This window comes from Pseudomonas sp. SB113 (assembly GCF_040754745.1).
Taxonomy (GTDB): domain Bacteria; phylum Pseudomonadota; class Gammaproteobacteria; order Pseudomonadales; family Pseudomonadaceae; genus Aquipseudomonas; species Aquipseudomonas grimontii.
This window is the reverse complement of sequence record NZ_JBFMHW010000008.1, coordinates 33,574-57,490: the sequence shown is the minus strand read 5'-3', so window position 1 is coordinate 57,490 and position 23,917 is coordinate 33,574. Positions and strand designations below refer to the sequence as shown.

Here is a 23,917-nt window from a genome sequence, read left to right as displayed (position 1 = left end):
ATAGTCATGTCTTGAAAACGCATAAGCCAGCGCGAGGCTGGCTTATGGTTGAATTTCCAACGAGTTGGACAATCAGTCGGCTTGTGCTGCTTCCGCCGGCTTGACTGCTTCTTCGTAAGAGACCGCTTTATCGGTCACCTTAGCCTTCTGCAGAACAGTATCCACAACTTGTTCTTCCAGCACAACCGAACGTACCTCGTTCAGCTGCTGGTCGTTCTTGTAGTACCAAGCCACGACCTGCTCAGGCTCCTGGTAGGCCGAAGCCATTTCCTGGATCATTTCGCGAACGCGGTCTTCGTCAGGCTTGAGGTCGAACTGCTTGACCACTTCAGCCACGACCAGGCCCAGCACAACGCGACGCTTGGCTTGCTCTTCGAACAGCTCGGCCGGCAGTTGGTCTGGCTTGATATTGCCGCCGAACTGCTGAACAGCTTGTACGCGCAGGCGATCCACTTCGTTTGACAGCAGGGCCTTAGGCACTTCGATCGGGTTGGCGGCCAGCAGACCGTCCATGACCTGGTTCTTGACCTTGGATTTGATGGCCTGGCGAAGCTCGCGCTCCATGTTCTTGCGAACTTCGGTGCGGAAGCCTTCGATACCGGTTTCCTTGATGCCGAACTGATTGAAGAATTCTTCGTTCAGCTCCGGCAGCTTAGGCTCGGAAACGCTGTTGACCGTCACGGTGAACTCGGCGGCTTTGCCGGCCAGGTCCAGGTTCTGGTAGTCAGCAGGGAAAGTCAGGTTCAGAACGCGCTCTTCACCAGCCTTGGCGCCGACCAGGCCGTCTTCGAAACCAGGGATCATGCGGTTGGAGCCCAGCACCAACTGAGTACCCTTGGCGGAACCGCCAGCGAATACTTCGCCGTCAACCTTGCCAACGAAATCGATGTTCAGCTGGTCTTCGTTCTGGGCAGCACGGTCGGCCACTTCGAAACGGGTGTTCTGCTTGCGCAGGATTTCCAGCATGTTGTCCAGGTCCGAATCAGCCACTTCGGCGCTCAGGCGCTCGATAGCGATACCGTCGAATCCGGCCACTTCGAATTCAGGGAACACTTCGAATACGGCAACGTATTCCAGGTCCTTGCCCGCTTCCAGGGACTTAGGCTCGATCGAAGGCGAACCAGCCGGGTTCAGCTTTTGCTCAACCACTGCTTCGTAGAAAGAAGCCTGGATCACGTCACCTACGGCTTCATTGCGCGCATCAGCACCAAAACGGCGCTTGATTTCGCTCATTGGCACTTTGCCTGGACGGAAACCAGCGATCTTGGCCTTTTGGGCAGTCTGCTGCAGACGCTTGTTGACCGCAGTCTCGATGCGCTCAGCCGGCACGGTGATGCTCATGCGGCGCTCGAGAGCAGTAGTATTTTCAACAGAAACTTGCATGGATATTCCTCGTTGCACAGACGTTAGCCGGCCATTTCCGACCCCAATCAAGGGCATGCATTCTAGTGGGTCAAACTCAAGAAGTCACCCTACTGGAAATACGCCCGTAAACAGCCGGCAATTTATCGGTACGAAGGCACTGTCGCGCCCCGCCCCGGTGACAAATAAAGCCAATCACGCCAAGGCTCTGCGCCGCCCCTTCTATATATAGAAGGGGTCGTCACTCATCTCCCTGACGTCCCACCCTGCAAAGAGGGCAGATAGACAACGCAGCATCATCGAGACACATAAATACGATGAAACGCACCGCCAACGCGACCCAGAACCTGCAGCCGCGAAAATCCGAACCGCCAAAACCAAAAAAGGCGCCAGACTGTTAAATCTGGCGCCTTTCGAATATGGGGTGGACGAAGGGGATCGAACCCTCGACAACGGGAGTCACAATCCCGTGCTCTACCAACTGAGCTACGCCCACCATATTGCGTTAACAAAGAAACCAAACTACTTCTTTGTCGAACCCTACCCTGCATGTAGACCGAGTAAAGCTTTATTTGGTGCGGATGAAGAGACTCGAACTCTTACGCCTCGCGGCGCTGGAACCTAAATCCAGTGTGTCTACCAATTCCACCACATCCGCGCTTGAAGCTCTTAAAGCAAAGGCGCCAGACGATTAATCTGGCGCCTTTTCAAAATATGGGGTGGACGAAGGGGATCGAACCCTCGACAACGGGAGTCACAATCCCGTGCTCTACCAACTGAGCTACGCCCACCATATAGCGCTACTTGTGCCAAAGCTGCCTAATGGCGCACCCGGCAGGACTCGAACCTGCGACCATCCGCTTAGAAGGCGGATGCTCTATCCAGCTGAGCTACGGGCGCCTTATTAATCTGTACTCTTGGAGGATTACAAACTAAGTGCTTCCAGCCTTACAGAACAACGATTCTGCTCGACCTTCTTAACCAGTGCTAGGCTGTGCCCGACAAGTGCGACGAATAGTATAGAGGGCCTGGAAACCCGTCAAATCTTTTTTGAAAAAAATTCATTTTATTTAAGGGGTTAGGCCAATTTGCAGACCAAGCGCCTTTGCCCTCACGCCGTGGCGTGCGAGAATGCGCGCACTTTTCCTCCCCCTCTCGATGGTTAATCACGCGTAATGACTGCACAACTTATCGACGGCAAATCAATCGCCGCCAGCCTGCGCCAGCAGATCGCCAAACGAGTCACCGAGCGCAGCCAGCAAGGCCTGCGCACGCCTGGCCTCGCGGTGATCCTGGTCGGCAGCGATCCTGCCTCTCAGGTTTATGTCTCGCACAAGCGTAAAGACTGTGAAGAGGTCGGCTTTATTTCCAAGGCCTACGACCTGCCTGCCGACACCACCCAGCAAGCCCTGACCGACCTGATCGACAGCCTCAACGACGACCCGGCGATGGACGGCATCCTCCTGCAATTGCCATTGCCCGCGCACCTGGACGCATCCAAGTTGCTGGAGCGCATCCGCCCGGACAAGGATGTCGACGGTTTCCATCCTTATAACGTCGGCCGCCTGGCCCAGCGTATCCCGCTGCTGCGCCCGTGCACGCCCAAAGGCATCATGACCCTGCTGGAAAGCACCGGCGTCGACTTGTACGGCCTCGATGCCGTCATCGTCGGCGCGTCCAACATCGTTGGCCGCCCCATGGCCATGGAGTTGCTGCTGGCCGGTTGCACCGTCACCGTGACCCACCGCTTCACCAAGGACCTCGCAGGCCACGTTGGCCGTGCCGACCTGGTCGTCGTGGCCGCCGGCAAGCCGGGCCTGGTCAAGGGTGAATGGATCAAGGAAGGCGCCATCGTTATCGACGTGGGCATCAACCGCCAGGAAGACGGCAAGCTGGTCGGCGACGTAGTGTATGAAACCGCCCTGCCCCGCGCCGGCTGGATCACCCCGGTGCCGGGTGGCGTTGGCCCGATGACCCGTGCCTGCCTGCTGGAAAACACCCTGTACGCCGCAGAAACCCTGCACGGTTAATAACCAACCGTACTGAAAAAGCCCTGCCTTATCGCAGGGCTTTTTATTGCCCGGAAGAAAGCCTGTTTTTTCTTAGTTTTTAAGCACTTTCGTCTGGTTTTAGAAGAACATTCGACAGTCTCTCGTCCATACTCCTAAAATGTAACGCCATTTGTCACAAAACCCGTTTCCCAACGGTATTTCTTACTTTTTTAGCGAGTTCATCCGCGTGAAAATTCGTCTTTCCATTGTCAGCCTATTTTTTGCTTTCACGGGCCCCTTTGCGCACGCCGCCGAATCCACCCTGGCGCCGCGCGATCCGTCCAAACTGCAGATCGCTTCCGGCAGCGCCATGCTGGTGGACCTGCAAACCAACAAGGTCATCTACGCCAGCAACCCCGACGTGGTGGTCCCTATCGCCTCGGTGAGCAAGCTGATGACCGGCCTGATCGTGCTTGAAGCCAAGCAGAACATGGACGAGTACATCGACATCAACATCACCGACACGCCGGAGATGAAAGGCGTGTTCTCGCGCGTGAAGATCGGCAGCCAGATGCCGCGCAAGGAGATGTTGCTGATCGCCCTGATGTCCTCGGAAAACCGCGCCGCGGCGAGCCTGGCGCACCACTATCCGGGCGGCTACGCGGCCTTTATTGCCGCGATGAACGCCAAGGCCAAGGCCCTGGGCATGACCAGCACCCACTACGTCGAACCTACCGGCCTGTCGATCCACAACGTGTCCACCGCCCGCGACTTGAGCAAGCTGCTGGCCTACGCGCACAAATTTCCGATGCTGAGCCAGTTGAGCACCACCAAGGAAAAGACCGTGGCGTTCCGCAAGCCCAACTACACCTTGGGTTTCTCCAACACCGACCACCTGATCAACCGCGCCAACTGGGATATCAAGCTGACCAAGACCGGCTTCACTAATCAGGCCGGTCATTGCCTGGTGCTGGTCACCAGCATGGGCAACCGTCCGGTGTCGCTGGTGATCCTGGATGCTTTCGGCAAGTTCACCCACTTCGCCGATGCCAGCCGTATCCGTAGCTGGGTCGAGACCGGCAAGGGCGGCTCGGTGCCGGACGTCGCATTGCGCTACAAGGCTGACAAGAACCTGAAGAACCGTCCGAACGCCGCAGAAGTACGTCGTTAAACACGTCCGCCTAAAATGCCCCGGCCTCGATTTGCCCGGGGCATTTTTATGGATACGCACCACCAAACGCAGGTTTTGCCCCTCAATTGACACCCTGGATAAGCGCTGCAGGCGACTCTCCCTCCCGTTCGATCTCCTCTCAGGAGCGTCACCGCACGTCATTCACCAGTGGGCAGGCGCACAAACTGAATACTCACCTCAAATCCGTCCTCCCGGTCTGTCGCCGGCGACGCCAGGGTCATACGCGCCTTGACCCCTTGCACGATCGCCTGGGCAATCGCCAAACCCAGTCCTGTACCTCTGGCTTCGCTGCTGCCGCGCACAAAGCGTTCGGTCAGACGCTGCAACACCGCTTCCGGGATGGCCGGTCCGCCATTGACCACACGCAACAACGCTTGGTCCGTGAGGCTGACTTCGACGGGTTGGTCAGTAGCGCCGTACTTCAACGCATTCTCGATCAAGTTGCGCAACAGAATCCCGAACGCGTCCGGGTCGATAGCACAATAAACGCTGCACTCAGTGGGCAGGTGCAAGCGAATGCGCTGCCCGCTGCTGCGATTCCACTCATCGACGCCATGGGCCAGTAAGGGAATCAGATCCTGGGGCGCCTCGGACAGCAGCCCGCCGCCCTCAGCCTTGGCCAACTGCATAAGCTTCTCCGATAGCCGCGCCAGCTCGCGCAGGGAGTGTTCTATCTTTACCGCTCGCTCCCGCAAAGGGCCTTCCGGCGCCTCCTGGCGCAAGCGCTGAATCTGCGCCAATGTCGCCGCCAGCGGCGTGCGCAACTCGTGGGCGCTGTTGGCGGTAAAACTGCGCTCGGCCTCCAACGCCTTGCGCAAGCGCTCCAGCAGGCGGTTGACCGCATCGGCCAACGGGTCGATTTCAGCGGGCAGGCGCGCCACGCGGATCGGCGACAAATCCCCCGCACCACGAGCTTCTACGGCACGGCGATAGGCCAATACGCTGCGCAGGCTGAGGCGTACAAACAACCAAGTGCCCAGCAGGCTGATGGGGATCAGCGCCAGTAACGGCACCAACAACGCCAACAAGGCTTCCCGCGCGGCCTCACGACGATGTTTCAGCGGCTCGGCGATTTCGATGAACAGGCTACTGCGCTGTGCACTCGCGCCATACAGCCGGTATTTTCGCGTGGTGGAGAACCCCTCGCGCGGGTGTTCGTTGAAGATCTTCGGGTTGGCGTCATGGGATTGCATCAGAATCTGGCCCTGGGCGTCACGCACCACGTACGTCAGGTATTCCTTGTGCATTTTCAGGGTGGCGACATGCTGCGCGGTGCGGGGCTCTTCACGATTGCTGATTTCCAGCACGGCCAAGGGCAGGATCCGTTGCGCAGTCTCTTCCAGGGCGCTGTCGAACGTCTCGTTGAGCTCATGTTGCACCACCTGCCAAGCCACGGCGGTCGCCCCCAGCCAGAGCACGGTCATACCCAGGGTCAGTCCCAGGCCAAGACGCTTTTGCAGACTGACCGACGACTTCATACGGCCATCAACCGATACCCCATGCCACGCACGGTTTCCACCAGTTCGCGCCCCAGCTTTTTACGCAGGCGACTGATATAGACCTCAATGGTATTACTCTCGATTTCCGCGCCAAAGGCATACAAGCGATCTTCGAGCTGGGCCTTCGACAGCAACGCCGTAGGGCGTTGCACAAACGCCTCGAACAGCGCCCACTCGCGCGCCGTCAGGTCGATGGTCACGCCGGCGCGCTGTACGGTGCGCGCGCCCAGATCAATCTGCAGCTCTCCGAGCTTGATCTGCGGGTTAGGGTTGCCGCTGTAACGTCGGGCCACGGCGGCCACCCGGGCCGAGAGTTCAAACAGGTCGAATGGTTTGACCAGGTAATCGTCGGCACCGACATTGAGGCCGGCAATGCGATCGGATATCTGGTCCTGGGCGGTGAGGATGATCACCGGGGTCACATTGCCGGCCGAACGCTGTTCGCGCAAAAAGTCCAGCCCGCGACCGTCGGGCAGCATCAGGTCCAGCAGGATCAGGTCATACGGCGTGGTGCGCACGCTGGCTCTGGCATGGTCCAGTCGCTGCACCCAGTCGACCGCGTGGCCGTCATCGGCAATCTGTTCGCGCACCGCCTCCCCCAATCCTGGCGCGTCCTCCACCAATAAAACCCGCATCTGTCACCTCCTCTGATGGTTGTCGTGCAGCACCCTAACGGCCTTACCTGACGTGAATCTGAAGATTCAGCTGGTTGTCAGGAATGCGCCTTAGCGTATGCCGTACATGCCAACTCGGTCGGAGACAGATCATGAAATCAGCTTTTATTGCCAGCACTGCATTGTTGAGCGTCCTGCTCGGTGGATACGCCTTGGCCGATGATGATTGCAGCGAGCCGGTCAGCGACTGGCAACCGCGCGAAAACCTGCGTCAGCAAGTGGAGCAGCAATATGGCTGGAGCGTGCAGCGCATCAAGGTCGACGACGGCTGTTACGAGCTCAAGGGCAGCGACCGCAAGGGCAATGCCATCAAAGCCAGCTACACACCGGCTTCCCTTCGCCTGCGCAAACTGGAAATCCGTTTTGGCGACAAGGGCAACCCCCAGGACTACCTCAACCGCCCTGAAGCGCACTGATTCATCACCTTGTCCCGAGGCCTTCAGGTTGCTGTCAGCCAGCAGGTCCAGGCTCTCTCCACACCGCTCAATCAGGAGACTCTTATGAAAAAGCTTATCGTCGCAACCTGCCTCGCCGGCGCCATAGCCCTACCGGGGTTGGCCCAGGCCCGCGAAGTGACCCTGACCACCCAGCTCAAGGACTACAGCGGCAACGGTGCATACCTGGCGATTTATGTCACCGACGCCAACGGCCAATACCAGAAAACCCTGTGGGTCGCCGGCAAGAAGGCCAAGTACTACCGGCACCTGAGCGACTGGGCGCGCGGCAGTGGCATGAACCCGAGTGAGTTCGACGGGCTCAGCGGCGCCAGTGTGGGCAGTGGCCGCACCCTCAACGTCAGCGTGGAACTGGCCGACACCTTGATCGATGCCGGGTATCAGATCCGTATCGACAGCGCCGTGGAAGACAAGCGCGATAGCCGCGCCGACGTCAGTGTTCCCCTGACATCGAGCGGCTCGGGCAAACCGGTCAGCGGCAGCATCTATGTCGAGTCCTTTACCTACGACCTGTAGCCATTGTGCTTTCTGGAGGCTGAACATGCTTCGCCAGTTCCATTCACTGCCCGGTCTGATCGCCGCCCTGCTGGTCATGATATTGGCCATCAGCGGTGCGGTTTTGTCCGTCAACCCGGCTTTGGAACGCCTGCACAACACATCGACCGCGACCGGACAGCTCAATGTCGGGCAGTTGGCAGGACGCATTGCCACGCACTTCCCGGGGGTGGAGCAGATCCAGCGCAGCCCCTCCGGGACGCTGATCATCTACTACAACCAGGAAGGCCAGGCCGGTGCGCAGACAGTCGACCCACTCACCGGGCAAGGGCTCGGCCCCTATGAGCCATACGCCTTTTCGCGCTGGGTAAAAGACCTGCACCGTTCGCTGTTCATGGGCACCGCAGGTCATGGGGTCACCGGTGTCGGCGCACTCGTCATGTTGATGCTTTCAGTGTCCGGCGCACTGTTGCTGGTGCGCCGCCTGGGCGGCCTGCGCAACCTGTCACGACCGCTGCGAGGCACATTCAGCCAGCGCTGGCATGCCGAAATCGGGCGCCTGGCCTTGCTCGGGCTGCTGCTCTCGGCCTTGAGTGGGCTCTACATGTCGGCCACGACCTTTGGTTTGATCGCCGACGGCAGTCAGACTGAACCGGCCTTCCCGGCCGGCGTCAGCGCCGGCACGGCACAGCCAGTGGCCAATCTGCAAGCATTGCAGGCCACCGACCTGAATGACTTGCGCGAGCTGGTGTACCCGAGCCCCGGCAACCCCCAGGATGTGTTTTCCCTGCGCACGGCCCAGGGCGACGGCTACGTGGACCCGGTCAGCGGCGCGCTGTTGTCGTATCAAGCCCACGACCCGCTGCACAACCTTTATCAATTGATCTATCAGTTGCACACCGGCGAAGGCCTATGGTGGCTGGGTTTGCTCCTTGGACTCAGCGCCCTGAGCGTACCGTTGATGAGCGTGACCGGTGTTCTGCTGTGGTGGCATCGCCGCAAGGCCGGCCCGCACCTTCGCCATAACAGCCCCGCCCACTGCGCCGACAGCGTGATTCTGGTGGGCAGTGAAAACAACTCCACCTGGGGCTTTGCCAGTACCTTGCATGACGCGCTGCACCAGGCCGGTCATCAGGTGCACAGCGCAGCGATGAATGAATGGCAGGGGGATTACCGCAGCGCGCAGCGGGTTGTCATCCTCACGGCAACCCACGGCGACGGCGACGCGCCGGCCTCAGCCGCACAGTTCCTGAAGCGGCTGGCGCACTGCGGGATCAAACCCGGCCTGCCCTTTGCCGTCTTGGGTTTTGGCGATCGACAGTTCACGCAATTCTGTCAGTACGCCCAAACGGTGCAGGCCGCCATGGAGCAGGCCGGTGGCGTGGCGTTGTTGCCGCTGGAAACCATCAACCGCCAGTCTTCTCAAGCGTTCGCGCGCTGGGGCGTGGACCTGGGCGAAGTCCTGGGGCAGCCGTTGAAACTGGTCCACAGTCCCGAGCGGCCGCACACCCATCAACTGGTGCTGGCGGAGCGCACCGTCTACGGCGAGCAAGTGCAGGCCCCGACCCACGTCCTGCGGTTCAAGGCGCGCGGCAAACTGCCGCGCTTCCAGGCCGGCGACCTGGTCGGCATCTACCCGCCGGGGAGTCCGCTGCCACGCTTTTACTCGCTGGCCAGCAGCAGCGACGACGGGGTATTGGAGATTTGCGTGCGCAAACACGAGGACGGCCTGTGCTCGGGCTTCCTGCATGACTTGGCGATCGGCGCGCCGATCGATGCCTTTATCCAGCCCAACCCGCAATTTCGTCCGGCATCGGGCGCGCACCCGGTGATCCTGATTGGTGCGGGCACCGGCATTGGCCCCCTGGCCGGTTTTATTCGCAACAACAAAGCCCGACACCCGATGCACCTGTATTGGGGCGGGCGTAATCCGGCTTCGGATTTTCTCTATGAACCGGAACTCAAGCGCTACCTGGCCGACCGTCGCCTGACCACGTTGCGTGCCGCGTTTTCCCAAGTGCAAGACAGCAGCTATGTGCAAGACCGATTGATCAGCGATGCCCTGGCGTTGCGCCGATTAATTGAAAAAGGCGCCCAGGTGCTGGTGTGTGGCAGCCGCGACATGGCCAAAGGTGTGATGCACGCTCTGGATGAAGTGCTCATGCCGCTTAACCTGAGTGTGCAAGCCCTAAAGGCACAAGGACGCTACCGTGAAGATGTGTACTGAGCCCCAACGCTACAGCCTGAACGGCGAGACCATGGGCAGCCGCTACACCGCCGTGTTCTATGCCGAACCCGGCATCGACACCGACGTGATCAACCGCAGCCTGGCCCAGGCCGTGAGTCGGGTGGACCAGCAGATGTCTATCTGGAAACCCGACTCCGACCTCAATCGCCTCAACGCCGCTTCCGAGCAGGCATGGGTACCGGTGCCCAAAGAGCTGGTCACGGTGCTGGCCGCCGCGCTGCGGGTCAGCGCGCAATCCGGCGGGGCTTTCGACATTGCCGTCGGTGATCTGGTGGACGCCTGGGGCTTCGGGCCCGGCGCACCATCAGTCACCGAGCAGACCATCGACGCTCCGCCGCCACGCTACGGTCTGTCGAGCAATGCGGCGTTGACGGTGGACACGCAACGCCACCGGGTGCGTAAACGCGCACCGCTCAAGCTCAACCTCAACGGTATCGCCAAAGGCTTTGGCGTGGACGAACTGGCACGCTGCCTGGACGGCTTCGGGCTGACCCGTTACCTGGTCGGCATCGATGGCGAGATGCGCGCGCGCGGCGTCAAGCCGGACGCTCAACCCTGGGTCGTGGCCGTTGAAAAACCGTGCCGGGGCCAGCGTGACGTGATGGGGGTCATGGAACTCAGCGATGCGGCCATCGCCACTTCCGGCGACTACCGGCACTGGATTGACGTCAATGGACAACATTATGCCCACACCATGAACCCGGCCACTGGCGCACCGTTGTGCAATACAGTCGCGGCCGTCACGGTGGTGGCAACCTCGTGCATGCTCGCCGATGCCTGGGCCACGGCGTTGATGGTGCTGGGCGAGATCGAAGGCCCCCGCCTGGCCCAGGCACGCGGGCTGGACGCACTATTCGTGCTGCGCGAGGGTGACCAGCTCAAAGAAATATCCATTGTCGGCGGCATTCTGCAGGCGCAGATTGAAAGCCGCCCGCCCCAAGCCTACCCACGACCGTGAGTCCCGCAACGCTATGAAATTCATGCACCGGCACACCGAATCCCACCGCAGTGACCGTATCGGCTGGCTGCGCGCGGCAGTCCTGGGGGCCAATGACGGTATCGTTTCAACCGCCAGCCTGCTGATCGGCGTAGCCGCCGCCAACGCCAGCCATGCCTCGCTGATCGTCACTGGCATGGCCGGGCTGGTGGCGGGGGCAATGTCCATGGCCGCCGGTGAATACGTTTCCGTGCATTCCCAGGCCGATACCGAACGCGCCGACCTGGCCCGGGAACGGGCGGAGCTGGCCAGCAACCCGAAAGCCGAGCACAGCGAGCTTGCCCACATTTATATGCAGCGTGGCGTATCACCCGAACTGGCCCATCAGGTCGCCGATCAATTGATGGCACACGACGCATTGGGTGCCCATGCGCGGGACGAATTGGGAATCAGCGAAACCCTCACCGCCAAACCGCTGCAAGCGGCGTTGGCCTCGGCTGCCAGTTTCGTGGTGGGTGCCGCGTTGCCGCTGGCGGTGACGGTCGTCGCCCCGGCGCACAGCGTTGTGCCGTGGGTGTCCGGCATGTCCCTGCTGTTTCTTGCCAGCCTTGGCGCCGTGGCAGCCAGGGCCGGAGGGGCGAAAGTCCTCGTCGGCGCTTGGCGCGTGACCCTGTGGGGGGTGCTGGCCATGGGCATTACGGCCACCGTCGGAGCGTTGTTCGGTGCGGTGGTCTAGTGTAAAACCCGCGCGCCCATGGGGTGGGCGCAGTTGGTTTTACTTTCTTTCGGCCAACACTTTGAGCGCCTGCGCCGCCGCCCGCTCCTGCCCGGCCTGGGCCGTCGCATTAGCCGAATCCCGCCAGCGCTGCGCATCCACATTGGCCGGTAATTGGCTCGGGCGCTGGGTGAGGATTGCCCAATTCCCGGCGCTATTCCACTTCGACTCAAAGTCGCTGAAGCTCATCAGCAGGCGTCGATCCATGCCTGAGCGCAACAGCACCGTGCTTTTCCGCTGGTTGAAACCCACCACGACCACGTAGTGCGCGTCAGACAACAGGCCGCCGCCAATCCGCGCCATCACCGGGTAACCCGCCGCCACCTGCGCCAGTACCGCGGTCAGCTTGGTATCCAGCGGGTACACCATCAGCCCGTACTCACGGGCCAGCACCTGCATATTGCGCTCCAGGTCCGCTTCACCGCCCGGCAAATGCAACGGCTTATCCAGCAATCCCGGTGTCATCACAATGCCTTGTTGCGACAGCATGCTGGCTAACGCTGTAGGACCACTCTGATAAGCCTCACCGCGAAAGGTCGGCACACCATTGAGTTCGACACGTTCCGGCAGGCCTGGAAGTTTCGACGGGTGCCCGGAACAGGCCGCGAGCCCTATGGCACAGGCCAGCAACAAGGATGTTTTAAGGTTCGACCGTAACCGCAATTTTTTACTCTCTTGATCAACTGCCGGTGAGGGCCCTGATCATAGGACGCTCTGCCACGCGGGTATAGCCCATAGGCTCAGTAAAGCGTCGCGGATAGAGCAAACAAGTTGGACGAACACGACCATTGGTCAATAGCAGGCAACCGCCGGGTAGCTAGACTGTCCATTGAGAAGACTGTGTGTGCCCCCTGCGGGGCGAAAGGAGGCCCAAATGAGCCTTGCAACAACGATTTTCCTGTTGATCTGCGGTTGGCTGGCGGTAGCCAGCGCCATGTTGTGGGGGGTGTTGCGCATTACCCGCCGGCACCATCACCCCCACGTCAAACCCGCTGCACCTGCCAAGCCCCACAAGGCGGCAGTGCACCACGCCTAGCCAGGCATGCAATTGAAATCCTGAGTTGCTGCGACTTCCTTGCCGTGCCCGTCCATCAGGGATGCGCGCACGGTGGTGCCCAGGCTCGACTCCACCAGGGTGTAATGCTCACCCGCCTTGAAATCCTTGTACTCGACACGGCCCTGGCAGTCCTGCTGGTTGTCGTCGCCTGCCTCCTCCTCGAATAACGTCACGTCCAGGCGGTGATCCCCTGGGGTCACCTCGAAAAAGCGCCCGTCATCTACACGCTTGCCGTCCACACGTTCAGCCATCAGATCGTTCGGCGCCTCTTCTTTCAAGCCAATCCAGGCTTCGCTGGGGTCCGCCTTGGGGATCGGGCCGGCACAGGCCGACAACAACAAAACAGCGCCCAGGGCGGGGATCAGCAATAAAGGTTTGAGTGACATGGCAGGGCTCCAAAGAACATCAGTAAAAAGACAAGTCGTCCGATGGGGTGCAAGCTTGGGCAGCCAGGCTTTGTAGAACAAATGAAGACGTATGAAACGATCTTCAGCCGTTACCTAAATGTTCCTTCACCTGGCTGAAAGGCGCGTGTTAGGTGGGTCGGGCAAGACTGCCGGGGTTTGCAATCCTGCTCCCTCGGAGGTTCACGCATGCTCGGGCTGGTAAAGACCGCACTGCAAAAGCCGTACACGTTTATCGTGTTGGCCATATTCATCTGCATCATCGGGCCGATGGCGGCCCTGCGAACCCCCACCGACGTGTTCCCCGATATCGGCATCCCCGTGGTCGCCGTGGTCTGGCAGTACAACGGCCTGTCGCCGGACGCCATGGCCGGTCGGGTGATCTACACCTACGAACGCTCCCTGAGCACCACCGTCAACGACATCGAACATATCGAATCGCAATCGCTGCCCGGCATGGGCATCGTGAAAATTTTCTTCCAGCCCGGCGTCGACATCCGCACCGCCAATGCCCAAGTGACCGCTGTGTCACAAACCGTACTCAAGCAGATGCCACCGGGTATCACGCCGCCGCTGATCCTCAACTACAGCGCCTCCACGGTGCCGATCCTGCAAATGGCGTTCTCCAGCCCGACGCTGTCGGAAGCCAGGATCCGCGACCTGGTGCAGAACAATATCCGCCTGCCCCTCAGCGCCCTGCCCGGCCTGGCCATGCCCACGCCAATGGGCGGCAAGCAGCGGCAGATCACCCTCGACCTCGACCCCCAGGCACTGGCTGCCAAGGGCTTGTCGGCCCAGGATGTGGGCAACGCCCTGGCGCTGCAGAACCAGATCATCCCGGTGGGCACCGCCAAACTCGGCCCCAACGAATACACGATCCTGCTCAACAACAGCCCCAAGGCCATCGATGAGCTCAACGACCTGCCGATCAAGACCGTCGACGGCGCGTTGATCACCATCGGCCAGGTCGCCCACGTGCGCGATGGCTCGCCGCCACAGACCAACATCGTGCGCGTCGACGGCCATCGCGCGGTGCTGATGCCGGCGTTGAAAAACGGCAGCATTTCCACCCTGTCGATCATCGACGGTATCCGCCAGATGCTGCCGCGCATCAACGAAACCCTGCCACCGTCACTGAAGACCTCGTTGCTGGGCGACGCGTCGGTGTTCGTCAAGCAATCGGTGGGCAGCGTGGCCCAGGAAGGCATCATAGCCGCGCTGCTGACCAGCGCGATGATCCTGCTGTTCCTCGGCAGTTGGCGCTCCACGATCATTATTGCGGCGTCGATCCCCCTGGCGGTGCTGTCGGCCATTGCGCTGCTGGCCGTCAGCGGGCAAACCCTCAACGTCATGACCCTTGGCGGGCTGGCGTTGGCGGTGGGGATCCTGGTGGACGACGCCACGGTGACCATCGAAAACATCAACTGGCACCTGGAACAAGGCAAGGCGGTGAAGACCGCGATCCTCGACGGCGCCGCGCAAATTGTCGGCCCGGCGTTCGTCTCGCTGCTGTGCATCTGCATCGTGTTTGTGCCGATGTTCCTGCTGCAAGGCATCGCCGGTTATCTGTTCCGGCCGATGGCGCTGGCGGTGATCTTTGCCATGGCCAGCTCATTCATTCTCTCGCGTACCCTGGTGCCGACGCTGGCGATGTTCCTGCTCAAGCCGCACACGCCGGAGCAAGGCGTGGGACATCATCCCGAAGATGCATTCATCAACCACCATGAAGGCGAGCAGCACAAGCAACCGCGCAATGCCGCGCTGCAAGCCGTGCTGAATTTCCAGCAAGGTTTCGAGCGCCACTTCTCGAATATCCGCGACACTTACCATGGCTTGCTGACGTTGGCCCTGGGGCATCGCAAGCGTTTTGTCGTGGGCTTTCTGGCCTGTGTGCTCGCCTCATTCCTGCTATTGCCCAGCCTGGGCCAGGACTTTTTCCCGGCGACGGATGCCGGTGCGTTGGCCCTGCATGTGCGCCTGCCGCTGGGCACGCGTATCGAAGAAAGCGCCGCCGCCTTCGACCGCATCGAAGCGCGGATCCGTGAAGTGATTCCCGCCGCTGAGCTGGACACCATCGTCGATAACATTGGCATCCCGCTCAGCGGCATCGACATGGCCTACAGCAGCAGTGGCACCATCGGTCCGCAGGACGGCGACATTCAGGTCAGCCTGAAAAAAGACCATGCGCCCACCGCCGACTACGTGAAAAAACTGCGTGAGGCGCTGCCGCAAAGTTTTCCTGGCAGCCACTTCGCGTTCCTGCCGGCGGACATCAGCAGCCAGATCCTCAACTTCGGCGCGCCGGCGCCGCTGGACGTGAAAATCTCCGGGCGCAGCGATGCAGAAAACCGCGCCTACGCCGTCGAGTTGGAACGTCGCCTGCAACATGTGCCCGGCATCGCCGACCTGCGCATCCAGCAGTCCACCGGCTACCCGTCGCTGCAGGTGAATGTCGACCGCATGCGCGCCAACGGACTGGGCATTACCGAGCGGGACGTGACCAACAGCATGGTTGCCTCCCTCGCCGGCAGTTCGCAAACCGCGCCGACCTTCTGGCTCAACCCGGCCAACGGCGTGTCCTATTCCATCGTCGCCGCCACCCCGCAATACCGCCTCGACAGCCTGCCGTCACTGGAAGCGCTGCCGGTGACCGGTGCCGACGGGCAGTCGCAGATCCTCGGCGGCGTGGCAACCATTTCTCGCGTGCAAAGCCCGGCGGTGGTGACCCACTACAACATCGAACCGACCCTGGACCTGTACGCCAACGTACAGGGCCGCGACCTCGGCGGCGTGGCCCGCGACGTGCAAAAAGTGCTGGATGACACCGCGTCCCTGCGTCCCAAAGGCGCGGTGATCAGCCTACATGGGCAGATCGATGCGTTGCATGAAGCCTTCAGCGGCTTGAGCTTTGGCCTGCTGGGTGCGGTGGTGCTGATCTACCTGCTGATCGTGGTCAACTTCCAGTCGTGGGCCGACCCGTTTGTGATCATTACGGCCTTGCCGGCAGCACTTGCGGGGATCGTATGGATGCTGTTCCTCAGCGGCACTTCATTGTCGGTGCCGGCGCTCACTGGAGCGATCTTGTGCATGGGCGTCGCCACGGCCAACTCGATCTTGGTGGTGAGCTTCTGCCGCGAGCGCCTGGCCGAACATGGTGATGCGTTGAAGGCCGCCATGGAGGCCGGTTACACGCGCTTCCGCCCGGTGTGCATGACTGCCCTGGCGATGATCATCGGCATGTTGCCCCTGGCGATTTCCGAAGAGCAGAACGCCCCGCTCGGGCGCGCCGTTATCGGCGGCTTGATCTTCGCCACCCTCGCCACGTTGTTGTTTGTTCCCGTGGTCTTCAGCCTGGTCCACGGTCGTCACCCTACTCGCGCAGTTGCAGGAGAAACCCCACATGTCGTCTGATCACAAACCCTCGCGCAAGCGTCTGATGCTCATGGGTGTCGGCGGCCTGACCCTGGCCGCCCTGTTGGTCGCCAACGGCCTGCATGCCCGCACGCTGCACGAACAATCGGTCACCGCCTGGACCGAGACCGCGGCCATCCCGCAAGTGATGGTGTTCCAGCCCAAGCAGAATGTGGCCGGCGATACCTTGCGCCTGCCGGCGCACCTGGAGGCCTGGAGCAAGGCGCCGATCCACGCCCGGGTCAGCGGCTATTTGAAGGACTGGAAAGTCGACATCGGCAGCCAGGTCAAGGCCGGGCAAGTCCTCGCCGAAATCGACAGCCCCGACCTCGACCAGCAACTGGCGCAAACCCATGCACGCCTGGTGCAGGAGCAGGCCAACGCACGCTTGGCCGAAACCACCGCCACCCGTTGGCAAAACCTGTTGGCCAGCCATTCGGTCTCGCGCCAGGAGGCCGATGAAAAAACCTCCAACGCCGCTGCCGCAAAGGCCAACGCCGAGGCGGCCGCTGCCGACTATGCACGGCTGTCGGCGCTGGAAAGCTACAAGACCCTTCGCGCCCCGTTCACCGGCACCATCACCGCGCGCAACACCGATATCGGCCAGTTGATCAAGGCCGACACCGACAGCGATCCGGAACTCTTCAACATCGCCGACACCCACCAATTGCGCCTCTATGTGCCGGTGCCGCAAAACTACGCGGCGGTCATCCATCCCGGCCTTGAAGCCGAGCTGACCGTGCCCGAGCATCCCGGCAAGCACTTCAAGGCGCGCCTGATCGGCGATTCCACCGCCATCGACCGCCGCTCCGGCACCCTGCTCGCCCAATTCGTCGCCGACAACCCGAACGGCGAATTACTGCCCGGTGACTACGCCGAAGCCACTCTGCCGATTCCGGCCGATACCCATGGTGTGAGCATCCCGGCCAGCGCGTTGATCTTCCGCGCCCAGGGCACCCAGGTGGCGGTGCTGGATGGGCAGAACCATGTGCACCTGCAAGCCATCCACATCGGCCTCGACCTGGGCGAACGCCTGGTGATCGATCAAGGCTTGAAACCCGCCGACCGCATCGTCGACAACCCGCCCGATGCCTTGCGCGAAGGCGACCCGGTGCAACTGGCCGACGCCGGAGGTGCACATGCGCGCAGGGCTTAAACCGCTCGCGGCATTGATGCTGCTGGTCTTGCAAGGCTGCTCGATGGCGCCGACCTACAAGGTGCCGGCGATTGACCTGCCGGCCAACTACCGCGAACAGACCAGCGACGGCCCCTGGCACAGCGCGCAGCCGTCCGACCAACTGGCCCCCGAATGGTGGAAGCTCTACAACGATTCGCGCCTGAATGACCTGCAGCAGCAACTGCTCAAGGCCAACCCGGACTTGGCGGCGGCGCTGGCGCACTTCGATGCGTCCCAGGCCTATGCCAGTCAGCTACATGCCGGGCTGTTCCCGCAGATCACCGCCAGCGCACAGCCGTTGCGCCAGCGCCAATCTGACTCGCGGCCGTTGCGGGGAGAGACGCAGCCGTCGGTGTACAACGGCAACACCGCCGGTTTTTCGTTGAGTTACGACCTGGACCTGTGGGGCAAAATCCGCAACCAGGTCGCAGCCGGCGACGCCCAGGCGCAAGCGTCAGGAGATGACCTGGCGGTGGCGCGCCTCAGTTTGCAGCGTCAGTTGGCGACCTTGTACGTGCAGCTCAATGGGCTGGATGCGCAGAGTCGGATTCTCACTGGCTCGCTGGAGGATTTCAGCCAGGCACTGCAACTGACCCGCAGCCGGTACGAGGGCCAGATTGCCTCGGAACTGGACCTGACACGGGCGCAAAACCAACTGGCGCAGGCCAAGGCGCAATTGGATGAGGTACGCGGGCAACGCAACCTCACTGAGCACGCCATCGGTGAGTTGGTGGGTGTGACAGCCAGCGACTTTACCTTGCTGCCCGGTCAGCAACTGATCGCCCTGCCGGGGATTCCTTCGCAGCTGCCAAGCCACCTGCTGCAACGTCGCCCGGATATTGTGGCGGCAGAGCGACGGGTGTTTGCGGCCAACGCGAATATCGGCGTGGCCAAGGCGGCGTGGTATCCGGACTTCAGCTTGACCGGGCTGATCGGCGGGCAGACGCAAGGCGTGGGCAATCTACTCTCGGCAGGTAATCGGTATTGGGCGCTGGGGCCGTTGGTGAATGTGCCGATCTTTGACGGTGGGCGCCTGAGCGCCAATGAACGCCAGGCCAAGGCCGAGTTTGAAGAGGCGTCGGCGCAGTATCGCAGCCAGGTGTTGAAGGCTGTACGGGAGGTGGAAGATAACCTCGCGCAGTTAAGGGATTTGCAGCAGGAGGCGCAGGACGAACAAGCGGCGGCGGATGCGGCGCAGCATACGCAATCATTGGCGATGAACAGCTATCAGGCGGGGGCGGTGAGTTACCTGGATGTGGTGACCGCGCAGACCGCAGCGTTGCAGGCGCAGCGGACATTGCAGGCGGTGCAGACGCGGCAGTTGCAGGCCAGTGTAGGACTCATGACCGCACTCGGCGGCGGCTGGCAACCTGGCGCCTGACATCACCCCAGGCACAGTGATGGCGGTGGAACAGCCAGTTTATCCGTAGCTGAGCCACCGCCATCGGGGGCAAGCCCCCTCCCACACGGGTCCTGCGTCAGACGCACAATGTATGAACACCACTGAGCCAATGTGGGAGGGGGCTTGCCCCCGATAGCGGTGGTTCAGTCAATCATCACTGACTGATCCACCGCACATTTCAGCCCTCTGGCCGACTATTAAGAAAAACACTCACCACTGTGTAGTCAATACCATTGGCATGCCGATACAGGGTACTGGTGTGATAGTCGGATACATCCCCCGACACCGAAACCGTAATCGAACGGCTCTCGACATCAACTTTTACCGCCCCGTCACGCGTAACCAGAAACGGATTGGCATCTCTCAATACAGCCAATATTTCACTATCGGTGCCCAAGGTGCGGTAAACGTAATATCGGTAACTGAACGGCACAGTGGCCCCTCCGCGATCATCCTTGACGCCATAGATCGAAGCGTCATCACTGATCGGCACGCGGAGTACAACCTCCGTCAATTGCGGGCGGCCCGGCGAAAGCAGCCAATCACCAGCGATATACACCAAGCAAAGCGCCAGCAAAATCGTTGTAACCCTTGAGTAAAGCGACTTTCTAGTAGTTCCTGAACCTGGCATAGCTGATTCATCAGGCGCGGGCATAGGGTTCGCCATTACATGCTTCCTCTGCATTAGGTTTTTTGCGCGGCAGAACCTAACACCAGATGGCCAAGATGATGAGCGAGGAGAAGAACAAAAGAGACTTCGTACGAAGGAGTAAGACATGCCTTACACCACAGCCTCAAAGCAAGACATTTCCAAGTGCAATGAGGTTTCGGCAGCGTCAGTTCCGACCTCATCGGGGGCAAGCCCCCTCCCACACTGATCCTGCGTCAGACACATAATGTATAAGCACTGCGGACCCCATGTGGGAGGGGGCTTGCCCCCGATAGCGTCCTTCCAGACACATCCTGCCAAAAGCCCGCCCATCAACCTCCTGCTCGTCAATCTAGCCTCTCTAAGCACATCTAGAGAGGGCCAGGGAATGGCAGATTTACCCGCTTCACACCGCCTGCGCATCGGTCGATTCAGCGAACCCAACCGTATCTACCTCATCACCACCAACACCCACGAACGCATACCTATATTCGACAATTTCCATCTCGCTCGCTTGGTGGTCTGGCAATTTCGGTTGGCCCAGTACCAAGGGCTGGCCAACTCGCTGGCTTGGGTCATCATGCCGGACCATTTCCATTGGCTGCTTGAACTGAAAAAAGGCTCGCTGGCGGACTTGATGTGCCAGGTGAAGTCAAAGAGCACCAGGACCGTCAATGCCGTGAGTGGTCGCAAGGGACGGCTTTGGCAAGAAAGCTTTCATGACCGCGCACTGCGCAAGGAAGATGACTTGGTGAAAATAGCCCGGCATGTGGTGGCTAATCCACTGCGAGCGGGTCTGGTCGAGCGGATTGGCGACTACCCACTGTGGGATGCCATCTGGGTTTAACGTCAAACACAGTTCAAATGTGGGAGGGGGCTCGCTCCCGATTGCGGTAGGTCAGTCAGCTTATCTGTAACTGATACACCGCTATCGGGAGCAAGCCCCCTCCCACATTTCAGGCGGCGAGTTTGCCGCTGGCGATGGCTGCCGAAGCGGCCACCATGGCGCGCAACAGCACCGCACATCCCGCGGCCAGGTCATCCGGGGCGGCGTTCTCGATTTCATTGTGGCTGATGCCACCCTCACACGGCACAAAGATCATCCCCGCCGGGCCCAACTCGGCGACGAAGATCGCGTCGTGCCCTGCCCCGCTGACGATGTCCATGTTCGACAAGCCCAACCCATTCGCCGCATCGCGCACGGCGTCGACGCAGCCTTTGTCGAAGTACAGCGGCGGGAAGTCGGCCGTGGGTTCCATTTCAAAACTCAACCCGTGCTTGGCACAGGTCTCGTCAATCACCTTACGCACTTCGGTGATCATCGAATCCAATCGCGCCGGTTCCAAGTGCCGGAAGTCCAGGGTCATGCGCACTTCGCCGGGAATCACGTTGCGTGAGCCGGGATACGCCTGCAGGCAACCGACAGTCCCGCAAGCATGCGGCTGATGCCCCAGCGCCGCCGCATTGACCGCCGCCACCACCGCCGCCGCGCCTACCAGGGCGTCCTTGCGCAGGTGCATCGGCGTCGGCCCCGCATGCGCTTCAACGCCGCGCAGTTTCAGGTCGAACCACTTTTGCCCGAGGGCGCCGAGCACCACGCCGATGGTCTTCTTCTCGTCTTCCAGAATCGGCCCTTGTTCGATATGCGCCTCGAAATACGCACCGACCTTATGCCCACGCTCAGGACGGGTTCCTGCGTAGCCAATCGCGTTCAGCGCATCACCCACGCTGACCCCGTCCGCATCGACCTTGGCCAAGGTCTCCGCCAGGGTAAACTTCTCGGCAAATACCCCCGAACCCATCATGCACGGCGGGAAGCGCGAGCCTTCCTCGTTGGTCCACACCACCACTTCCAAGGGCGCCTCGGTTTCGATCTTGAGGTCATTGAGCGTACGCAACACTTCCACCCCCGCCAGCACACCGAAGCAACCATCGAACTTGCCGCCCGTAGGCTGAGTGTCGATATGGCTGCCGGTCATCACCGGCGGCAGGTTGGGATTACGACCGGGACGGCGCGCGAAGATATTGCCGATGCCATCGACGGTCACGGTGCAACCGGCGTCTTCGCACCACTGCACAAACAGGTCGCGGGCCTTGCGGTCAAGGTCGGTGAGGGCCAGGCGGCACACGCCCCCCTTGGGGGTGGCACCGAGTTTGGCCAGATCCATCAGCGACTGCCACAAGCGGTCGCGGTTGATGTGCTGGTGGGTCGATTGCAGAACGTCAAGGGCAGCGTTCATGGGGATCTCCTCAGGCTGAGCTTCTTATGATAGGAGCAGGGGGAACGCGGTCCAATGTGGGAGGGGGCTTGCTCCCGATTGCGGTGGATCAGTCACCCATGCATTGGCTGAATGACCGCTATCGGGAGCAAGCCCCCTCCCACATTTAGATTGCATTCCACTTCCGTTACAGCGGGGATTTGGCTGGCATCGGACTGATTCCACGCCTGGCATTCAGGCCGTAATACAGCAACCCGCCCAACGCCGAACCGGTAAACCAGCCGTAGCTGTAGAACCAGCTGAACGCATCGCTGCCCAACGACAGCAACGTCAACACCACCGGCACGCCAAAGGCGATAAAGCCGCTCCAGTTCCACGCCGGGTACACGTCGTCGCGGTACAGACCGGCCAGGTCCAGTTGCTGTTTGCGGGTGATGAAGTAGTCCACCACCATGATCCCGGCGATCGGCCCCAGCAGGCTTGAGTAGCCCAGCAACCAGTTGGAATACACGGTTTCCAGGCTCACATCCGAGACGATCAAGCCGAGTTTTTTCAGCAGTTCATGGCCCATCAGCACCAGCCCGACCAGGCCGGTGAGGATCACCGCCGTGGTGCGGTTGATCAGCTTGGGCGCGATGTTCTGGAAGTCGTTGGTGGGCGAGACGATGTTCGCGGCGGTGTTGGTGGACAAGGTCGCGACGATGATCAGCGCCATCGCCACGGCCACCCACACCGGGCTCTGGATATGGCCGATCAGGGTCACGGGATCGGACACGCTGACGCCCACCAGTTTCACCGAGGCGGCGGTCATAATCACGCCGAGGGCGGCGAACAGGAACATGGTCAGCGGCAGGCCGAAAATCTGCCCGAGGATCTGGTCCTTCTGGCTTTTGGCGTAGCGGCTGAAGTCGGGAATATTCAGCGACAAGGTGGCCCAGAAGCCCACCATCGCGGTCAGGCCTGCCATGAAGTAACCGGTAAGGCTCGCGCCCTCGGGCCGCTTGGGCGGGATCGCCATCAATTCGCTGAGAGACACATTCGGCATCGCCCACACCAGTAGGCCAATGCCCACGGCCACCAGCAACGGCGCCGACAGGGTTTCCAGGCGCTTGATCGACTCGGCGCCGCGCAGCACCACCCACAAATTCAGGCACCAGAACATCATGAAGCCGATCACCTCACCGGTGCCGCCGAGGGACTTCCACCCCTCGAAAATCGAGCCCAGGAACAGGTGAATCGCCAGCCCGCCAAACATGGTCTGGATACCAAACCAGCCACACGCCACCAGCGCGCGGATCAGGCACGGCACGTTGGAACCGAGGATGCCGAAGGACGAACGCAGCAACACCGGAAACGGAATGCCGTACTTGGTACCGGGGAAGGCGTTAAGGGTCAGCGGGATCAGCACCACGATATTGGCGAGCAATATCGCCATCAGCGCCTCCCCCACCGACAACCCGAAATATGCGGTGAGCACACCGCCCAGGGTGTAGGTGGGCACGCAGATCGACATGCCGACCCACAGCGCGGTGATGTGCCACTTGTTCCAGGTGCGTTCGTGCACCTTGGTCGGTGCCATGTCGTGGTTGTAGCGAGGGCTGTCGAGGACGTCGGGGCCGGCGTCGAGTTCGTACAGGCCGTTGCGCTCAATGACTTGCGATCTGTTCTGTTGCATGGCCGCTCCACGGTTTTTTCGAATTATTGTTGCTCACCCCGCGCTGAACGCTGGGTGGCCGGAGTACCTCGTAAACAACATGACATCACGGGTCCGGCCAGCCGCCACTGCACTCAATAACCGTGCCGACAACTGCCCTTTAACCCGCACCGCTTATATAACTTGCTGATGTTAATCAGCTTTCCGATTGCGCCTGCGGTACTTGCCGCGTTACTCAGGCTAAATAACGCGCCCGTTATCCGAACCGTCAGGAGTCAATCTGGTGCACCACAATTATTTTTATTTACCGACCCCG

Annotated in this window: 20 protein-coding genes and 4 tRNA genes; 12 read left to right on the top strand and 12 right to left on the bottom strand. The window is 61.0% G+C overall.

The window, feature by feature from the left end; all coding sequences use genetic code 11:
- Positions 1-72 precede the first annotated feature (72 nt).
- From tig to AB1462_RS12710, 5 genes are all read right to left on the bottom strand, one after another.
- Complete coding sequence (gene tig / locus AB1462_RS12730; RefSeq protein ID WP_090402622.1) at positions 73-1,383, bottom strand: trigger factor; 1,311 nt, start codon at positions 1,381-1,383, stop codon at positions 73-75.
- 399 nt (positions 1,384-1,782) lie between these two features.
- A tRNA-His gene (locus AB1462_RS12725) sits at positions 1,783-1,858 on the bottom strand.
- Positions 1,859-1,935: 77 nt separating this feature from the next.
- Positions 1,936-2,020: transfer RNA gene (locus AB1462_RS12720), tRNA-Leu, on the bottom strand.
- Between the two features lie 57 nt (positions 2,021-2,077).
- Positions 2,078-2,153, bottom strand: a tRNA-His gene (locus AB1462_RS12715).
- Positions 2,154-2,185: 32 nt separating this feature from the next.
- Positions 2,186-2,262: transfer RNA gene (locus AB1462_RS12710), tRNA-Arg, on the bottom strand.
- Positions 2,263-2,537: 275 nt separating this feature from the next.
- On the opposite strand from AB1462_RS12710, the gene folD reads away from it, so the two are divergent.
- Positions 2,538-3,392 (top strand): bifunctional methylenetetrahydrofolate dehydrogenase/methenyltetrahydrofolate cyclohydrolase FolD, encoded by an 855-nt coding sequence (folD, locus tag AB1462_RS12705; protein ID WP_090402619.1) that lies wholly within the window; start codon positions 2,538-2,540, stop codon positions 3,390-3,392.
- Between the two features lie 208 nt (positions 3,393-3,600).
- On the top strand, positions 3,601-4,524 hold the full coding sequence (gene pbpG, locus AB1462_RS12700; RefSeq protein WP_367246795.1) for a D-alanyl-D-alanine endopeptidase: 924 nt from the start codon (positions 3,601-3,603) through the stop codon (positions 4,522-4,524).
- A gap of 158 nt (positions 4,525-4,682) precedes the next feature.
- On the opposite strand, the gene AB1462_RS12695 is transcribed toward pbpG, so the two are convergent.
- Positions 4,683-6,023: a sensor histidine kinase gene (locus tag AB1462_RS12695; RefSeq protein WP_367246794.1), complete on the bottom strand. Its 1,341-nt coding sequence runs from the start codon at positions 6,021-6,023 to the stop codon at positions 4,683-4,685.
- Entirely contained in the window at positions 6,020-6,679 is a 660-nt protein-coding gene (locus AB1462_RS12690; RefSeq protein WP_090402614.1) for a response regulator transcription factor, read from the bottom strand. The genes AB1462_RS12695 and AB1462_RS12690 overlap by 4 nt, the downstream gene beginning before the upstream one ends.
- A 131-nt stretch (positions 6,680-6,810) precedes the next feature.
- On the opposite strand from AB1462_RS12690, the gene AB1462_RS12685 reads away from it, so the two are divergent.
- The 5 genes from AB1462_RS12685 to AB1462_RS12665 all read left to right on the top strand — a co-directional run bounded on the left by AB1462_RS12685 (position 6,811) and on the right by AB1462_RS12665 (position 11,589).
- Complete coding sequence (locus tag AB1462_RS12685) at positions 6,811-7,134, top strand: PepSY domain-containing protein (protein ID WP_090402612.1); 324 nt, start codon at positions 6,811-6,813, stop codon at positions 7,132-7,134.
- 84 nt (positions 7,135-7,218) lie between these two features.
- Positions 7,219-7,689 carry a DUF2271 domain-containing protein gene (locus AB1462_RS12680; RefSeq protein WP_259193271.1) on the top strand — a complete coding sequence of 157 codons (471 nt, stop codon included), beginning with the start codon at positions 7,219-7,221 and terminating at the stop codon, positions 7,687-7,689.
- Positions 7,690-7,714: 25 nt separating this feature from the next.
- A complete protein-coding gene (locus AB1462_RS12675) occupies positions 7,715-9,895 on the top strand; it encodes a PepSY domain-containing protein (RefSeq protein ID WP_367246793.1) in 2,181 nt (726 codons plus the stop codon).
- Positions 9,885-10,874, top strand: coding sequence for an FAD:protein FMN transferase (locus AB1462_RS12670; RefSeq protein ID WP_367246864.1), 990 nt, complete (start codon positions 9,885-9,887; stop codon positions 10,872-10,874). Before AB1462_RS12675 ends, AB1462_RS12670 begins: the two co-directional genes overlap by 11 nt.
- A 13-nt stretch (positions 10,875-10,887) precedes the next feature.
- Positions 10,888-11,589, top strand: a complete 702-nt coding sequence (locus AB1462_RS12665; protein WP_259193269.1) for a VIT family protein — start codon at positions 10,888-10,890, stop codon at positions 11,587-11,589.
- A gap of 39 nt (positions 11,590-11,628) precedes the next feature.
- Here the strand turns inward: AB1462_RS12665 and AB1462_RS12660 are convergent, their stop codons facing one another.
- Positions 11,629-12,291: a C39 family peptidase gene (locus AB1462_RS12660; protein ID WP_367246792.1), complete on the bottom strand. Its 663-nt coding sequence runs from the start codon at positions 12,289-12,291 to the stop codon at positions 11,629-11,631.
- A gap of 211 nt (positions 12,292-12,502) precedes the next feature.
- Between AB1462_RS12660 and AB1462_RS12655 the strand changes: the two genes are divergently transcribed.
- Positions 12,503-12,664, top strand: coding sequence for a hypothetical protein (locus tag AB1462_RS12655; RefSeq protein ID WP_167361105.1), 162 nt, complete (start codon positions 12,503-12,505; stop codon positions 12,662-12,664).
- Here the strand turns inward: AB1462_RS12655 and AB1462_RS12650 are convergent.
- Positions 12,661-13,071 carry a hypothetical protein gene (locus tag AB1462_RS12650; RefSeq protein ID WP_065927021.1) on the bottom strand — a complete coding sequence of 137 codons (411 nt, stop codon included), beginning with the start codon at positions 13,069-13,071 and terminating at the stop codon, positions 12,661-12,663. The two genes, AB1462_RS12655 and AB1462_RS12650, sit on opposite strands and share 4 nt — an antisense overlap.
- A gap of 207 nt (positions 13,072-13,278) precedes the next feature.
- On the opposite strand from AB1462_RS12650, the gene AB1462_RS12645 reads away from it, so the two are divergent.
- Genes AB1462_RS12645 through AB1462_RS12635 form a run of 3 tightly spaced genes read left to right on the top strand, consistent with a single transcriptional unit; the run spans position 13,279 to position 19,058 of the window.
- On the top strand, positions 13,279-16,500 hold the full coding sequence (locus AB1462_RS12645; RefSeq protein WP_090402596.1) for an efflux RND transporter permease subunit: 3,222 nt from the start codon (positions 13,279-13,281) through the stop codon (positions 16,498-16,500).
- Positions 16,490-17,656: an efflux RND transporter periplasmic adaptor subunit gene (locus tag AB1462_RS12640; RefSeq protein ID WP_090402594.1), complete on the top strand. Its 1,167-nt coding sequence runs from the start codon at positions 16,490-16,492 to the stop codon at positions 17,654-17,656. The genes AB1462_RS12645 and AB1462_RS12640 overlap by 11 nt, the downstream gene beginning before the upstream one ends.
- A complete protein-coding gene (locus AB1462_RS12635) occupies positions 17,640-19,058 on the top strand; it encodes an efflux transporter outer membrane subunit (RefSeq protein ID WP_367246791.1) in 1,419 nt (472 codons plus the stop codon). The genes AB1462_RS12640 and AB1462_RS12635 overlap by 17 nt, the downstream gene beginning before the upstream one ends.
- A gap of 199 nt (positions 19,059-19,257) precedes the next feature.
- On the opposite strand, the gene AB1462_RS12630 is transcribed toward AB1462_RS12635, so the two are convergent.
- On the bottom strand, positions 19,258-19,746 hold the full coding sequence (locus AB1462_RS12630) for a hypothetical protein (RefSeq protein WP_367246790.1): 489 nt from the start codon (positions 19,744-19,746) through the stop codon (positions 19,258-19,260).
- 370 nt (positions 19,747-20,116) lie between these two features.
- On the opposite strand from AB1462_RS12630, the gene AB1462_RS12625 reads away from it, so the two are divergent.
- Positions 20,117-20,575, top strand: a complete 459-nt coding sequence (locus AB1462_RS12625; protein WP_367246789.1) for a transposase — start codon at positions 20,117-20,119, stop codon at positions 20,573-20,575.
- A 109-nt stretch (positions 20,576-20,684) separates the two neighbouring features.
- Here the strand turns inward: AB1462_RS12625 and AB1462_RS12620 are convergent, their stop codons facing one another.
- Together AB1462_RS12620 and AB1462_RS12615 are read right to left on the bottom strand one after the other, a co-directional pair.
- The gene (locus tag AB1462_RS12620) at positions 20,685-21,968 is read right to left on the bottom strand and encodes a Zn-dependent hydrolase (protein ID WP_090402588.1); all 1,284 of its coding nucleotides are present in this window, start codon (positions 21,966-21,968) and stop codon (positions 20,685-20,687) included.
- 166 nt (positions 21,969-22,134) lie between these two features.
- Entirely contained in the window at positions 22,135-23,622 is a 1,488-nt protein-coding gene (locus tag AB1462_RS12615; RefSeq protein WP_090402586.1) for an NCS1 family nucleobase:cation symporter-1, read from the bottom strand.
- Positions 23,623-23,917: the final 295 nt, after the last annotated feature.

What these genes read in the sequence shown, in the direction of transcription:
- AB1462_RS12690 (WP_090402614.1), bottom strand. Translation starts at nt 6,679, where the DNA reads ATGCGGGTTTTATTGGTGGAGGACGCGCCAGGATTGGGGGAGGCGGTG.
- AB1462_RS12625 (WP_367246789.1), top strand. Translation starts at nt 20,117, where the DNA reads ATGGCAGATTTACCCGCTTCACACCGCCTGCGCATCGGTCGATTCAGC.
- AB1462_RS12665 (WP_259193269.1), top strand. Translation starts at nt 10,888, where the DNA reads ATGAAATTCATGCACCGGCACACCGAATCCCACCGCAGTGACCGTATC.
- AB1462_RS12685 (WP_090402612.1), top strand. Translation starts at nt 6,811, where the DNA reads ATGAAATCAGCTTTTATTGCCAGCACTGCATTGTTGAGCGTCCTGCTC.
- AB1462_RS12635 (WP_367246791.1), top strand. Translation starts at nt 17,640, where the DNA reads ATGCGCGCAGGGCTTAAACCGCTCGCGGCATTGATGCTGCTGGTCTTG.
- AB1462_RS12675 (WP_367246793.1), top strand. Translation starts at nt 7,715, where the DNA reads ATGCTTCGCCAGTTCCATTCACTGCCCGGTCTGATCGCCGCCCTGCTG.
- AB1462_RS12650 (WP_065927021.1), bottom strand. Translation starts at nt 13,071, where the DNA reads ATGTCACTCAAACCTTTATTGCTGATCCCCGCCCTGGGCGCTGTTTTG.
- AB1462_RS12620 (WP_090402588.1), bottom strand. Translation starts at nt 21,968, where the DNA reads ATGAACGCTGCCCTTGACGTTCTGCAATCGACCCACCAGCACATCAAC.
- AB1462_RS12655 (WP_167361105.1), top strand. Translation starts at nt 12,503, where the DNA reads ATGAGCCTTGCAACAACGATTTTCCTGTTGATCTGCGGTTGGCTGGCG.
- folD (WP_090402619.1), top strand. Translation starts at nt 2,538, where the DNA reads ATGACTGCACAACTTATCGACGGCAAATCAATCGCCGCCAGCCTGCGC.
- AB1462_RS12670 (WP_367246864.1), top strand. Translation starts at nt 9,885, where the DNA reads ATGTGTACTGAGCCCCAACGCTACAGCCTGAACGGCGAGACCATGGGC.
- AB1462_RS12645 (WP_090402596.1), top strand. Translation starts at nt 13,279, where the DNA reads ATGCTCGGGCTGGTAAAGACCGCACTGCAAAAGCCGTACACGTTTATC.
- tig (WP_090402622.1), bottom strand. Translation starts at nt 1,383, where the DNA reads ATGCAAGTTTCTGTTGAAAATACTACTGCTCTCGAGCGCCGCATGAGC.
- AB1462_RS12695 (WP_367246794.1), bottom strand. Translation starts at nt 6,023, where the DNA reads ATGAAGTCGTCGGTCAGTCTGCAAAAGCGTCTTGGCCTGGGACTGACC.
- AB1462_RS12680 (WP_259193271.1), top strand. Translation starts at nt 7,219, where the DNA reads ATGAAAAAGCTTATCGTCGCAACCTGCCTCGCCGGCGCCATAGCCCTA.
- AB1462_RS12615 (WP_090402586.1), bottom strand. Translation starts at nt 23,622, where the DNA reads ATGCAACAGAACAGATCGCAAGTCATTGAGCGCAACGGCCTGTACGAA.
- AB1462_RS12630 (WP_367246790.1), bottom strand. Translation starts at nt 19,746, where the DNA reads ATGGCGAACCCTATGCCCGCGCCTGATGAATCAGCTATGCCAGGTTCA.
- AB1462_RS12640 (WP_090402594.1), top strand. Translation starts at nt 16,490, where the DNA reads ATGTCGTCTGATCACAAACCCTCGCGCAAGCGTCTGATGCTCATGGGT.